13 protein-coding genes and 1 tRNA gene are annotated in these 13,516 nt (G+C 34.3%); 6 read left to right on the top strand and 8 right to left on the bottom strand.

Annotated features, from left to right (window positions below; genetic code table 11):
* Positions 1-9: 9 nt before the first annotated feature.
* The 5 genes from ACW9JY_RS07975 to ACW9JY_RS07955 all read right to left on the bottom strand — a co-directional run bounded on the left by ACW9JY_RS07975 (position 10) and on the right by ACW9JY_RS07955 (position 6,415).
* Positions 10-1,191, bottom strand: a complete 1,182-nt coding sequence (locus ACW9JY_RS07975; protein WP_457283958.1) for a glycine C-acetyltransferase — start codon at positions 1,189-1,191, stop codon at positions 10-12.
* Positions 1,192-1,193: 2 nt separating this feature from the next.
* Positions 1,194-2,246, bottom strand: coding sequence for an L-threonine 3-dehydrogenase (gene tdh, locus ACW9JY_RS07970; protein WP_457283957.1), 1,053 nt, complete (start codon positions 2,244-2,246; stop codon positions 1,194-1,196).
* Between the two features lie 146 nt (positions 2,247-2,392).
* A complete protein-coding gene (locus tag ACW9JY_RS07965) occupies positions 2,393-3,550 on the bottom strand; it encodes an amidohydrolase (protein ID WP_457283956.1) in 1,158 nt (385 codons plus the stop codon).
* A gap of 103 nt (positions 3,551-3,653) precedes the next feature.
* Positions 3,654-4,943: an ArsB/NhaD family transporter gene (locus ACW9JY_RS07960; protein WP_103079603.1), complete on the bottom strand. Its 1,290-nt coding sequence runs from the start codon at positions 4,941-4,943 to the stop codon at positions 3,654-3,656.
* A 254-nt stretch (positions 4,944-5,197) separates the two neighbouring features.
* Positions 5,198-6,415: an ArsB/NhaD family transporter gene (locus tag ACW9JY_RS07955; protein ID WP_245863551.1), complete on the bottom strand. Its 1,218-nt coding sequence runs from the start codon at positions 6,413-6,415 to the stop codon at positions 5,198-5,200.
* 309 nt (positions 6,416-6,724) lie between these two features.
* Between ACW9JY_RS07955 and ACW9JY_RS07950 the strand changes: the two genes are divergently transcribed.
* Positions 6,725-7,411: a CPBP family intramembrane glutamic endopeptidase gene (locus ACW9JY_RS07950; protein WP_103079601.1), complete on the top strand. Its 687-nt coding sequence runs from the start codon at positions 6,725-6,727 to the stop codon at positions 7,409-7,411.
* 328 nt (positions 7,412-7,739) lie between these two features.
* Positions 7,740-8,180: an Hsp20/alpha crystallin family protein gene (locus ACW9JY_RS07945; RefSeq protein ID WP_103079600.1), complete on the top strand. Its 441-nt coding sequence runs from the start codon at positions 7,740-7,742 to the stop codon at positions 8,178-8,180.
* An 87-nt stretch (positions 8,181-8,267) separates the two neighbouring features.
* Here the strand turns inward: ACW9JY_RS07945 and ltrA are convergent, their stop codons facing one another.
* Both ltrA and ACW9JY_RS07935 read right to left on the bottom strand, forming a co-directional pair.
* Positions 8,268-9,686 (bottom strand): group II intron reverse transcriptase/maturase, encoded by a 1,419-nt coding sequence (gene ltrA, locus ACW9JY_RS07940; protein ID WP_457283955.1) that lies wholly within the window; start codon positions 9,684-9,686, stop codon positions 8,268-8,270.
* 75 nt (positions 9,687-9,761) lie between these two features.
* A complete protein-coding gene (locus ACW9JY_RS07935; RefSeq protein ID WP_169999720.1) occupies positions 9,762-9,905 on the bottom strand; it encodes a hypothetical protein in 144 nt (47 codons plus the stop codon).
* 311 nt (positions 9,906-10,216) lie between these two features.
* On the opposite strand from ACW9JY_RS07935, the gene ACW9JY_RS07930 reads away from it, so the two are divergent.
* The 4 genes from ACW9JY_RS07930 to ACW9JY_RS07915 all read left to right on the top strand — a co-directional run bounded on the left by ACW9JY_RS07930 (position 10,217) and on the right by ACW9JY_RS07915 (position 13,275).
* Entirely contained in the window at positions 10,217-11,293 is a 1,077-nt protein-coding gene (locus ACW9JY_RS07930; RefSeq protein ID WP_103079599.1) for a tetratricopeptide repeat protein, read from the top strand.
* 60 nt (positions 11,294-11,353) lie between these two features.
* Positions 11,354-11,767, top strand: a complete 414-nt coding sequence (locus ACW9JY_RS07925) for a prepilin peptidase (RefSeq protein WP_369333232.1) — start codon at positions 11,354-11,356, stop codon at positions 11,765-11,767.
* Positions 11,768-11,972: 205 nt separating this feature from the next.
* Positions 11,973-12,518: a YdcF family protein gene (locus ACW9JY_RS07920; RefSeq protein WP_169926385.1), complete on the top strand. Its 546-nt coding sequence runs from the start codon at positions 11,973-11,975 to the stop codon at positions 12,516-12,518.
* A 148-nt stretch (positions 12,519-12,666) separates the two neighbouring features.
* Positions 12,667-13,275 (top strand): isochorismatase family protein, encoded by a 609-nt coding sequence (locus ACW9JY_RS07915; protein ID WP_103079596.1) that lies wholly within the window; start codon positions 12,667-12,669, stop codon positions 13,273-13,275.
* Between the two features lie 35 nt (positions 13,276-13,310).
* On the opposite strand, the gene ACW9JY_RS07910 is transcribed toward ACW9JY_RS07915, so the two are convergent.
* Positions 13,311-13,386: transfer RNA gene (locus tag ACW9JY_RS07910), tRNA-Pro, on the bottom strand.
* Positions 13,387-13,516: the final 130 nt, after the last annotated feature.

Below are 13,516 nucleotides of genomic sequence, written 5' to 3'. Positions count from 1 at the left end.
CACAACAATTTATAGAACACCAAAACTTTTACCTATTTTTTCAAATTTGCTTAAAGCAAAATCCAAATCATCTTTACTGTGTAAAGCGCTTATCATTACCCTTATTCTAGCTTTTCCTTTTGGAACGGTGGGGTAAACTATGCTAGAGGCAAAAATACCTTCTTCATATAATTTTGAGCTAAATTCTTTTGTTCTCTTTTCATCGTAGATCATCACAGGGGTTATAGGGGTTTCAGTACCTCCGATATTATAACCCATTTCTTTTATCTTACTTTGAAAATATTTCGCGTTATCCCAAAGTTTTTTCACTAAATTGTTAGATTCATAAAGTGTTTTTGTTGCTTCTAAAGCTGCAGCGGTTTCTGATGGCGACAAAGAGCTAGAGAATAGAAATGGTCTTGCTTGTTGTTTTAAATAATCGATTAATACCTTTTTGCCTGCGATGAATCCACCCACAACTCCAAAGGCTTTTGATAAAGTTCCAATTTCTATATCCACTTCGTCCGTCAAATTGAAATGATCCGCTATTCCCCTACCGTTTTCTCCTAGTACTCCTTCTCCATGTGCATCGTCCACCATTACTAAAGCATTATATTTTTTAGCTAGTTCCACAATTCCTGGAAGGGGTGCAATATCCCCATCCATGCTAAAAACACCGTCAGTTATAATTAATTTTCTTCTACAATTATCTTTTTGAGCTTTAACCAGTTGCTCTTCCAAAGAGTTTAAATCTTTGTGTTTCCATATGTATCTTTTTGCCTTTGACAACCTAACCCCATCTATTATACTTGCGTGATTAAGTTCATCTGATAAAATCCCATCTTCCTCGTTTGTTATCGTAGGAATAACTGCTTGATTTGCGTTGAATCCGGATTGTACAACAAGGGTGGCCTCTACTTTTTTGAATTCCGCTAGTTTTTTTTCTAATTCTTCATGAATTTTCATAGTCCCAGCTATTGTTCTAACTGCTCCTGGACCCACGCCCCAGCTTTTAACGGCATTGATAGCAGCTTCTTTGAGCCTTTCGTTGCTTGCCAAACCCAAATAATTGTTAGAACACATATTTAAAACCTTTTTACCATTGATATTGATCCAAGCTCCTTGTGCACTTTCAAGTGTTCTTATAGTGATAAGTAAACCAGAATCATCGAGTTTTCTCAAATCTTCTTTCAATTGTTCATAAAAATCCATAATCAAACCTCCTCCTCTTTTGTAACGTTTAAAACTATCTTACCACTTTTCCCACTGGCCATTAATTCAAAAGCTTCTTCAAAATCTTCAAAGTCAAATTCATGTGTAACAACTTTACTTAAATCCAATTTATGGAACTTTAGCCAGTTTAAAGCCATATACCACGTTTCAAACATCTTTCTTCCGGTAATAGTGTGAATAGTAAGATTTTTAAAAACTGCGGTATTCATTTCAAACTTTACCTTGCTTTCAGGATAAACCCCTAAGATGGATGCCACTCCTGTACTTTTTAATGATTTTATACCATCATTCAGAGCGTTTTCATTTCCTGACATTTCAAGAAAGACATCTGCTCCTAATCCAGAGGTTATTTTAAACACTTCATCAACTACCGACTGCTCTTTTGGATTTATAACTAAATCAGCCCCTAAAGATTTTGCCATATTTATCCTGTAATCAGAAGGTTCACTCACTACAATATAAGCTGCTCCAGATAATTTAGCAATTTCTATCGCCATAGCACCAATAGGTCCCGCACCACTAATTAAAACTACCTTACCTCTTAGATCGGCTGCGGTTGTTGTAAAAATCGCATTTCCTAAAGGTTCCATTACAGATGCGTATTTTAAAGGTATACTTTCGTCTATTTTTATCAAAACTTTATCTGGAATAACAGCATATTCAGAAAAGACTCCGTCTCTATCCACTCCTAAAATTTCTAAATTCTGGCATACATGCATGTTACCCGTTCTACATTGATGACAATAACCACAAGGAATATGGCTGTCTGAAACAACTAAATCTCCAGATTTAACGTTTTTAACTTCATTTCCAACTTCGATTACTCTTCCAACAAATTCATGGCCATCGATTTGGGGGAAATGCTTAATTCGGTCTTTTGCCCAATCATTCCATTCGTAAATATGCACATCAGTCCCACATATCGACACCTTCAAAATCTTAATCTTTACATCGTGTGGGGACTGTAAAGTTGGTTCTTCAATTTCCACTAGGGATAACCCTTTTCCTGGTTTGGCTTTTACAATAGCCTTCATTTTTTTCACTCTCCTTAAAAAAATAACTACTATATATAGTTTAACTCACTATGAAATTTTTTTCAAACCTCGGGAGAGTAATTTATAGTCGAAAATAGACAATAATACGTGATTATTGTCAATTAGAACAAAATTAGCAAGTAATTTTATAATTCATAGACCACATTTCCGTTTATCAATGTCTTTTCTACTACGCTTCTGGGATCAAAAGGATGACCACTCCATAAAACTAAATCTGCATCTTTGTTTTCATCGATTGTTCCTAAATGCTTTTCTATCTTTAGAATTTTAGCTGGATTTAATGTTAACATTTTTAGCAAATCTTCTTCTTTGGCACCATATCTTAAGGCAGTAGCTGCTTGTATTGAAACGTGTTCTAAATGAGTTACTGGGTGGTCTGACATCAATGCAGCCAAGATTCCCTTCTCATTAATTATTCTTATCGACTCAAACCGCATATCCCTTGTTTCCAATTTTGTTCTAAAACCTAGTAGAGGTCCCAAAATCAACGGAATATTTTTTTCTTTAATAAAATCAGGGATTTTATAAGCCTCTGTTGCATGTTCGATAACAAGGTCAAACCCAAATTCTTCGGATAACCTTATCGCCGTTAAAATATCGTCTTTTCTGTGTGCATGAATCCTTGCTGGAATTTTCTTTTTCAGGACTTTTTCACCAATTTCAAATTTGATATCAGTTTCAGTGAAAGATTTACCTTCTTTTTCTGCGGTTTTCTTCTTTTCAATATAGTTTCTAACTTTTGTAAAATAATCTCTAATTACTGCTGCATTTCCTAACCTAGTAGATGGAGTTTTGTTGAAAGAGCCATAGACTCTTTTAGGATTTTCTCCCAAAGCCATTTTAAGCCCAGCAGGTTCTCTTAAAATAGTTTCATCGGTTATTTGAGCATTTAACTTTAATATGGCCCCCTGTCCTCCAATAGGGTTGGCACTACCTGGTACTATCATCACTGTTGTAACTCCCCCAGATAGAGCTCTTTTTATAGCAGCGTCTTCCGGATAAAAGGCATCAATCGCCCTAACTTGTGGGGTAATAGGGTCTGTCGCTTCATTTCCATCTTGGTAAGCTGCTCCAACACCTTCTTCAAATAAACCAATATGGGAATGAGCATCGATAAATCCTGGAAAGATATACTTGTTTGTTGCATCTATCACCTCGTCTGCTTTAACTTGTAGATCTTTCCCTATTTGCTTGATTGTACCATCTTCTATCAAAATATCTCCAACAAATGGTTCTCTGGAAATAGGATAAATGTATCCGTTTTTCAATAAAAGTGTTTTCATAAAAATATTCCCCCTTTTTTTATTGTTCACTATTGCTTTTAGAAACCTTTTATATAGCGCCCCTTCGCCCCGCTCCCCACCCTATAATCCACCCTGAAAGTTTCTAGAAAAACAATAATAATAGATATATTTCTGATATAACTATATTTCCTAATACAAGTAATAATCCGTATTTAGCAAAATCTTTGAACAAGATAGTTTTATTCTTAAACTGCGTGAGCATTGCAAGCCCAATAATATTAGCTGATGCACCAATGGAAGTTGCATTTCCACCCAAACATGCCCCCATCGCAAGCGAATACCACACTGGACTCAAATTGCTAAAAATACCTGGTTGCACTACTTGTAAATGTTGAACAACGGGAATCATAGTAGCTGTAAAAGGAATATTATCAATGAATCCCGAAATTAAACTAGCAACAGGTAAAATAAACATAGAGAAAGATTTAACTGAATTGCCTGCAACTTTTACCATGATATTGGATAAATCAGCTATCACTCCAGTTTCTTCCATCGCTCCTGTAATGAGAAATAAACCAAAAAAGAACAAAAGGCTTTCCCATTCAACTTCGTTCAAAGTATCCCTCACCTGATTTGGTGCTAGTATCAGTAAAGAGAAGAACCCTGCTATTATAGCAATAGTGGAACTTTCTACACCTAAAAAGTGTTGAGCCGAAAAAGCAATTATTACTGTTACAAAAAGGATTATAGAGAGGAAAAAACTTTTTTTATCTTCAATTAAATGAGAAGTATCAAAACTTTTGATAGTCTCTTTATCAAATTTCATTTGAAGATCATTTTTAAAAACTAAAATAAAGAGCATATCCATGAATAAGAGATTAATTAATGCTATTGGGTACATAACTAAAGCGAATTCTGAAAAAGAAAATCCTGCAGCTGAAGCTATCATTATATTAGGAGGATCACCAATGATGGTTGCCATCCCTCCAATATTCGATGCAAAAATTTCACCTAAAACATAAGGGAAATAATTGACTTTTAATGAATCCGTTATAGCAAAAGTAATAGGTATAAAAACAAGTATTGTAGTAACATTATCAATAAAACCTGATATTATTGCAACTAAAAAAGTCAAGGAAATAAACAGCATATATCCGTTTATTCCAAATATTCTCAAAGTCTTAATGCCAACATATGAAAAAAGGCTGGTTCTTCGAATAACGTTTACAAAGAGCATCATCCCAAACAGTAAAAGAAGGGTGTTGAAATCTACATAATTTCTTATAGCTTCAATCTCGTCTGGGAAAACCCCGAATATAATAAGTACCGAAGCTCCCAACATAGCAACAATGGTTCTATTTATCTTGTGATTGATAATAAAAAACAATACTACTGCAAATACTATAAGGGTTATTAGTTCAGTTTGTGGCATAAATTAAAACTTCCTCCTGATGTTATTATTTTACTGTCATTAGAAACTTTAAAACTGTAAAGATAGCGGCCCTTTGCCCCACTCCCCTCCCCCTAAGGATGAAAAGAGTCTACCCCATTCGCCCCGCCCATCTAAGGAGAGAGTTCTGGACCCTTTCATCACGCAGCCCGTCCATTACGTAATCAGAAAAAAAAGAAATTTACATATATTCCTGAAATTACTATATTTCCCAATAATATTATCAAACCGTATTTTCAAAATTCCCAAAATGAAATTGTTTTTCCTTTAAATTCTGTTAAAAGACCTAACGCTATAACGTTCGCTGAAGCAGCTATTGGAGTTAAGTTCCCTCCTAAACAAGCACCCAAAGATAACGAATACCAAATGGGATCAAGATTAATAAATATGGAAGACTCAGAAATAGATAATTTTTCAATGACAGGTATCATTGCAGCCGTTAAAGGAACATTATTTAAAAAACCAGCAAAGAAGGAAGAAATTGTTAGAATCAAAAAGCTAAATATGCGTAACGAATTACCGGCAAAATCAACAAGCATATTAGAAAAAGCGCTAATGATACCTGTTTCTTCAAGTGCACCAGCTATTAAAAATAAAGCGAAGAAAAACAAAATGTTTTCCCATTCAACTTTAGATAATGTCTCCTTTAAATCCTTCGGTCTAAGAATAAATAACGAGAAAAAACCTGCAGCTAAGGCAACGGTTGAACTTTCTAAATTTAACTCATGTTGTAAAGCAAAAGCTAGGATAACTGCTCCAAACAAAAGTATAGACACGATAAATTCTTTTTTGTTTTCTACTATGTGAGATACATCAAAGTTTTTAATCGCTTCTTTGTCTATTTTAATTGATAAGTCTTCTTTGAAAAAATATATCAATAAGAGAATGGCGAATATTAAATTGATCAATGTAACAGGATACATAATAAGTGCGAACTCTGAGAAAGAATAACCTGCCGCAGAAGCAATCATAATATTAGGAGGATCACCAATTATTGTTGCCATACCTCCAATATTCGATGCGAAAATTTCCCCTAAAACAAAAGGTAGATAATTAATATTTAAGGAATCAGTAATGGCAAAAGTCATTGGGATAAAAACTAAAACGGTCGTAACGTTGTCAATAAAACCAGAAAATAAAGCAACCAAAAAAATTAGAGAAATGAATAAAGTGTAGGTGTTATTTCCGAACATTCTCAACATAGAGAGGCCTAAGAATGTAAATATACCTGTCTTTCTTAAAGTTTCCACAAATATCATCATTCCAAGCAGCAACAAGAGGGTGTTATAATCCACATACTCTTTTATTGCACCAATTTGGCTAGGAAATACCCCTGTTCCTAATAGAAAAATAGCCCCCAACATAGCGATAAGTGCTCTATCTATTTTCTGAAAAACCATTCCTACCACGACTATTATGAAGACTATTAATGATGTTATAGCATATATTGACATATAATTCCTCCGAAACGGAACCATTCTTTTTTACAAATGTTCTGAAGGGATTAGATATCCCCAACTAATTATAGTTTAAAAAAAATCTAAAGTCAAATAAATAAAAATTTCTTTATAATCCATGTTGCACTTCTCAATGACATTGATGGAAGTTAAGCATACTAATATTGTATAATTAAATTGAAGATATATAAGAAGGGTGGGCAGCGTTTGCTGCAGTATGCAAACTATGTTTTAAATGGGTTTGATTTTAGTTTGGGGGTTTTTAAGGGGGTTCCCCCCTTAACGTCCATAAAAGTAGGTGAATAAATGGCTTTTATTAAATTTATCATTTTAATTGCTATCTACTATTTATTAATATATGCAATAGGTCGACTTCTCCTAAAAAGAAAAGGTATTTCTTTGGGAAATGTAATTTTAGGAATATTCGGTATTACCATTTCAATCTTTCTTATCTATCTTTCACGAATAAACTTCCAGCAGGCAGGATTTCAAACTGGGAATTTTAAAAAAGGGTTTATTATGCTTCTAATCTCTTTTGTTTTAATATTGGGATCTTTAGGTAGTATGAGAAAGATGTCCTTTTCTGATCTCATGAAGATTCCCTACGGAAATTTTCGAAATAACAAAATTATATTATTACATGTTTGGATGGTTGTAGGCCCTACCGAAGAATTGTTTTATAGAGGATTTATCCAAGGAAATTTAAGAATGTTTTTACCAGGTTCAATTTTTTCTATTGAATATGCAACCATCATAGCAACAATAATTTTTGTTTTCGCTCACTTAAACAATCTTTTCTTTGGCAGAGAAAGTATAAAACAATTTATAAGTCTTTTGCCAGGAAGAATCATAATGGGATCGATTTTGGGATATACCTTTCAAATTTCAAATAGTTTGATCTATCCAATCATAATACATACCCTCTCAGATGGGTTAACTATAACTTACTTAATTATCTTAAAGAAACGATTTTTAAATAATTATCACTCTTAAATAACAAGTGATTAAATATTTTATTATAATTAAATTTAATATTAATATAAATCTTTTATTATCAATTAAAAACAATCATAACCATTTTTAAAAACGCTCTTGACATTATCGATTTTTTTGATATATAATTTTAATGAAAATAATAAACAACAATAGACAAAAATAAGAGTGAGGAGCGGGGCAAAAGAGCGCAAATTTTAGTAAAATAAATATTTTAGAAACTCTATAATCTTCAAAAAGATTTCAGTTTTAAAAGGGTTCAGGGCGCTAAAACAAGTTTTCAAGTTTCTAAAGATGGGAAAAACAGTGAAAAAGGAGGCGATAACAAATGTTGGAAAGAAGAAGAGACGATAGAGATAACAGAGAAGATTTGTTATCTCCTTTTGATTTCTTCAATAGAGAGTTTGAAGATTTCTTTAGATCATTGCCTTTTGGAACGACCTCTCGTGGTGAGATGGATGTTTATGAAACTGACGATGATTACATCGTAGAGTGTGAATTACCTGGTTTAAACAAAAAAGATATAAAAGTTCAATTGAACAATGATCTATTAACCATATCCGCAGAAAAAAAAGAATCCGATGAAGTAAAAAGAGGGAACGTATATAGGAGAGAAAGATACTTTGGTAGGATTGAACGAACTATAAGACTTCCAGAGTATATCGACAAAGACAAAATTAAAGCTGAATATGAAAATGGAGTTTTAAAATTAACTATACCAAAAGTTGAGACAGCTAAAGGTGAAGGAAAAGAGATCAAAATTGAATAAACATCATAATAATCGGGTAGGAGGTAGATAATTAATTTATCTACCGTCCTCCCACACCACCGTACGTACCGTTCGGTATACGGCGGTTCAACAGAATTGATGTTTTAGGTTATACGTTTCCAGGATCGAAGTTAACCCTATTTGCTTAAGGTGTTTATTAGTTAGTGTTCTTGAAAGTATTGGGCTGTTGGCGATTCTCCAATAGCCTTTTCTTGTATTTGCATATCTCCATGCTTTGTTAGTGTTTAGCCCTAATTTGACTAAGTTTTTATACCTTGTTTTGATTTTCTTCCATCCTTTCCAGATACACATCCTAATTCTCCTTCTAAGCCATCCATCAAGACTTTTGGCTGCCGATTTCATGTTTGCTATTCCATAGTAGTTTATCCATCCTGTTATTATTTGTTTTATCCTTGACAGCCTGTATGTCATGCTCCTTCCACTGCTTCTTTTCGTTTCCCCTTTTAGCTTCTTTTTGAATTCTTTGATGGATTTTCCATGCACTCTGATTTCGTATTTCTCTTCTTTTACGTAGAAGGAGAACCCTAAGTATTTGAGTTCCCAAGGCCTGACTACTTTGCTTTTCTTCCTGTTCACTTTTAACTTTAACTTCTTTTCTATGAACCTTGTTATACTTTCCATCACCCTGTACGCAGATTTCTCGCTTTTCACGTATATGTTGCAATCGTCTGCATACCTGCAAAACTTGTGTCCCCTTTTTGTTAGTTCTACGTCAAGTTCGTGGAGCATTATGTTGCTTAGTAATGGGGATAGCGGTCCCCCTTGTGGAGTCCCTTCTTCTGTTTCTATTACTACCCCATTTGTCATTACCCCACTTTTGAGGTATTTCCTTATCAGGGATATCACTCTGCCATCTTTTACGTCTTTTGATATTATCCTCATCAGTTTGTCGTGGTTGACTGTGTCAAAGTAGCGTTCTAAGTCTATATCCACTATCCATGTGTGCCCTTCGTTTAGGTATTCTTTGCTTTTTCGTATGGCTTGTTTTGCATCTCGTAATGGTCTGAATCCATAGCTGTTGTCTACAAATTTCTTTTCATAAATCGGTATTAGTACCTGGGCTATGGATTGTTGGATTACTCTGTCTATTGCTGTTGGTATGCCTAGTAGTCTTTCCCCTCCATCCGGTTTCGGTATCTTTTTTCTCCTTACCGGTTTCGGGGTGAACCTTCCTTCAAGGAGCTCTTGCCTTAATTCTTCTCCATGTTGTCTGAGATATCCAAAGAGTTCTTCTACTTTCATCCTATCTATTCCAGGGGCTCCTTTGTTGGCCTTTACCTTCTTGTATGCTTTATTCATATTATCCTTGGATAATATCTTTTCAAGCATCCCTTCACTGTATACTTTATCATCGTTTCTTCCTCTTTCAGACGTAGAAGTTATACTAGGCGCTTCTACATTATTTTCAGGCTCTCCCTTATCTTCATGTAGGAAACCTTCTAATCGAAGTTGTATGCTTTTCCCGTGTCCCTTCGCATCTTTCAAGATTCGAAACCTCCTGTTGTTCAGTCCTTCCTCATCTTCCAATGAGTACTATGACTTCTGCTGACTTCTCAAGATTCAGCCATACATTGCTGTATGGGTTGCCTTAACAGCATATTCTTGAGATCTCCCCAGGTAAGTGCAATAACTTTCATCCCATCTATCCGCCAGATTTACTCCGTGAAGTTCTGGATAGCTATTGGACTTCGTTTTGTAAAGCAAACTCGTCCACTCCACTTAGCCTTGTATCTGGTTTTTGTTCATCGGACCGGGACTTTGCCTTGGGCTTCCTTCAGATTCCACCTCACAATGGACACCCTTGCCTTCGACTAGTGGTTCCCGCTACCTGGCCCACAACGGACTTTCACCGCTTAGCTATTGCCCATGCTGGGCGCACTTTAAGAAAGCAGGCGCAAGCCTGCTTTTTATAATTTTAAGTGCAAAATATTGCAAATAAATTTTCTTAATAAATCTTAATTATGGTATAATAAAAAATAAAAGCAACAACATCTAGCTAAAAGGAGGAGATACCCATGGAGCACATAGTAAAGTTCAACCTTGGAGAAGAGGAAATTGAAATAACTGATTTAACCCCTTTTCCAATCTTGCTTTGTGAGTTCTTGTATGAAGGAGATTTTGAGTTAATGAAGGCTGATTTAAAAAACAACTCAAAATTTATTGAAGAAACAAAGAAAATCGAAAAACTTGTAGAATACTTGCCCGGTTTAACTTCCAGCTTTGTGATTTATCCCTTCGTTCTTTCCGAATTTTTGTCTTATTTTTCTGAGTTTCAAATTAATTACTCCGACTTAACACATATATCTTTGAATGGACTATTCGATACGGTTTTATTGGAAGCTGATAAAAAGAACTTCGATTTCGTGAAAGATGTTGTGCATTTTATACTCAAAATTGATCCGAGTTTCGCTCCCGCCTACGAATTAATGGGTTCAGTTTTAGTAGAAAAAGGTGAGATGGAAGAAGGAGAGGAGTATTTAGAAAAAGCTGTTAAATTAGATCCTTGGAATATAGCTGCTTTGTCTGAATTAGGAGAATTATACTTTAATTTAGGCGAATACGAAAAAGCAGCTGCTATTTGGAAGAAAGAGTTAGAACTCTCTCCTAACAATTATGTAACCTACTTCATGATTTCAGATGCTTACATGCAAAAAGGGGATTATGAAAAAGCCGCTCACGTTTTAGAAAAATTTCTTAATAGATTCCCTAACAGTGTATTGGGTAAATATGAGTTATGTACTATTTATGAAAAATTATCAAGAACTACTGAAGCGAATGAACTCAAAGAGGAAATTCTCAATACGACACCTGAATATTCAACCGACATAGAGGTATGGGCTAAAGTAATGTTTGAAAATGGTAAATATAAAGAAGCTCAAAACTTTTTAGAAAAATATATAGACCAAGATAAAGAAAATGAACATTTTAAATTGCTATTGGTTATACCTTATTTAAAGGTTAAAAAATTTGAGGAAGCCAAAAGTATATATCAAGAAATAAAAGATAAGTACATGTGGTACATCTATGGGCTTGAAGAAATTCTGAACAAAAATTTGACGAAAGAGGAAATGGAAGTAATAGAAAAGGTGTAAAAAACACTGAATAAAAATAAAAAGGTTCTAATTATCGTTTTGTCTTATATAGTTGTAAATATGTTTGTCATACTCACCTCTTTTAACTGGCAAAATCTGCTTTTTGCTAATAGCCTTTTGTATATAGGGCTATATGATTATTTTACCTTTATCATTCCTGATTTAGGAATAGTAGCTATTTTGGTAATTGCATTACTCAACTTTGATTACTTTAATCTTTTTTTTACTATCATTATCTTTTTAATTACCTTTTATTATTGGCGAAATGGGAAAATGGGTTTTGGAGACGTGAAGTTTCTATCAGTCCTTTCTCTTCTTATTGGTATTTATATATTTCCCGTCATAATTGTTAGCATAATTCTAATTATTTTATCGAACATAGAAAAGAAAATCAAGAAGGTTCCATTAGGATTTTATGTAATGTTGAGTACATTCACTTTATATATTTTTAGGGGGGTTTATCATATTTTATGATATTTTTACATCTTTTATAGAAATTCCAGGTATTTTTATCTCACTCGGCATAATATTTTTAATTATCTGGTTAATAAGGAAGAAGAAACTATCTTTTCCTCTTTTAACCCTTTGCGTTGTAATCTATATATTTTCTTCTGGATGGTTTGCAAAAATAATCGTTTTACCGCTGGAAAATAGATATCCTCCAGTGGATGTTTCTCTGTTGGATAATACACAAGAAAAAGGGGTAATAGTTGTACTTGGAGGAGGAATAATTCCCGAAACTCCAAGAAAAGGATCTGGAGAATTATCTGATAGTGCTATGAAAAGAGTATATGAAGGTTTCTTGCTTTACCAAAATTTACAGGTTCCCATAGTTGTAACAGGTGGGAAACTACTAGGCACCGAGATACCTGAAGCTCAAATAATGAAAGAAGAATTGTTAAAAATGGGAGTCAAACCAAACGATATCTATGTAGAACCACTTGCCAAAAACACCAAGCAAAATGCGGAGTTTACGCTTAAACTATTGGAAGATTATGAAGTACAAAAGATATACTTAGTCACCAGCGCAATACATTTAACAAGAGCTATGAATTATTTCGAAAGTTACACAAACATCGATGTTGTTCCCGTTCCTACAGATTATAAGATTTCGCGAGAGGAATTGAAATGGTATGATTTCTTGCCCAATATGAGATTCCTAGAAGCAACTTCGTCAGCTTGGCATGAATATTTGGGATTGGTCAAATTTAAGATCAGTGACTAAAATTCAGACCGAGCCGGGCGAAGAGGGGAGTTTTTTTATCCTTATAAGTTTGACTGCAAAGTCTAAGGGACCGCAGGCCCTTTCCTTAAATGGGCGGGCTGCGGGGCGAAGGGGCGCTGTATAATAAACTTTCAAAGGAGGATCACAAATGGTTGAAAACAACAAAACACCTTACGAGTTTACTAATTATATAGTAAACACATTAAAATTATCTCCTTCAAATACTGCAATATTGTGTGTTGATTGTCAAAACGGATTTACCGAAAGATGTTCTAACGAACTTCCAGTAGTTGGAACAAATGAAGAGTGGATAGATCAGGTAAACGAGTTTTTGACTTTAATGAAAGAGAGAAATTTTAAGATTTTTGCAAGTATGGATGATCACCCTGAAAATCACATATCTTTTGAAAAATGGCCTCCTCATTGCATAAAAGGTACTTATGGGAATCAACTATTTATAAATACTTATGATTTCGTTATAAAAAAAGGCGAAGAAGTGGATGGAGATAGCTATTCAGCATTTTACAAAGACAGTGAAAGAAGAATTGAATCAGAATTAGACGAACTTTTGAGAAAGCATAAGATAGAAAATTTAGTGGTTTTAGGCTTAGCAGGAGACGTATGCGTAATAGCAACGATAGAAGATGCGTTAAAACGAGGACATAGGATATTCCCAGTAAGCCAATATATAAAAGCTGTGAACAAAAAGGATATTAAAGAAATCGTTGAAGAAAAATTTGGTAGAATAATAATCTAGGGTTTAAAAAAATACGGGGAACAACCCCGTATTCTTGGTCGGAGCGACTGGATTTGAACCAGCGACCTTCAACACCCCATGCTGACGCGCTGCCAACTGCGCTACGCTCCGGTTTACTTCAAAAAAATTATATCATATTTTCGAAAGAACGTCAAATTTTTAGGGGCTCCTTGTCAAATATGGTTGATAGAATAGACTGAAGAGATGATGAAAAAGGTATTACAGAGATTTTTTGTTGAGT

The organism is Petrotoga sp. DB-2 (assembly GCF_054051725.1).
Note: the sequence above shows the minus strand (reverse complement) of the source record. Positions and strands in the feature narration are given on the sequence as shown.

Coding starts and splice junctions, on each gene's coding strand:
- ACW9JY_RS07975 (WP_457283958.1), bottom strand. CDS start 1,191: ATGGATTTTTATGAACAATTGAAAGAAGATTTGAGAAAACTCGATGAT.
- tdh (WP_457283957.1), bottom strand. CDS start 2,246: ATGAAGGCTATTGTAAAAGCCAAACCAGGAAAAGGGTTATCCCTAGTG.
- ACW9JY_RS07965 (WP_457283956.1), bottom strand. CDS start 3,550: ATGAAAACACTTTTATTGAAAAACGGATACATTTATCCTATTTCCAGA.
- ACW9JY_RS07960 (WP_103079603.1), bottom strand. CDS start 4,943: ATGCCACAAACTGAACTAATAACCCTTATAGTATTTGCAGTAGTATTG.
- ACW9JY_RS07955 (WP_245863551.1), bottom strand. CDS start 6,415: ATGTCAATATATGCTATAACATCATTAATAGTCTTCATAATAGTCGTG.
- ACW9JY_RS07950 (WP_103079601.1), top strand. CDS start 6,725: ATGGCTTTTATTAAATTTATCATTTTAATTGCTATCTACTATTTATTA.
- ACW9JY_RS07945 (WP_103079600.1), top strand. CDS start 7,740: ATGTTGGAAAGAAGAAGAGACGATAGAGATAACAGAGAAGATTTGTTA.
- ACW9JY_RS07930 (WP_103079599.1), top strand. CDS start 10,217: ATGGAGCACATAGTAAAGTTCAACCTTGGAGAAGAGGAAATTGAAATA.
- ACW9JY_RS07925 (WP_369333232.1), top strand. CDS start 11,354: ATGTTTGTCATACTCACCTCTTTTAACTGGCAAAATCTGCTTTTTGCT.
- ACW9JY_RS07915 (WP_103079596.1), top strand. CDS start 12,667: ATGGTTGAAAACAACAAAACACCTTACGAGTTTACTAATTATATAGTA.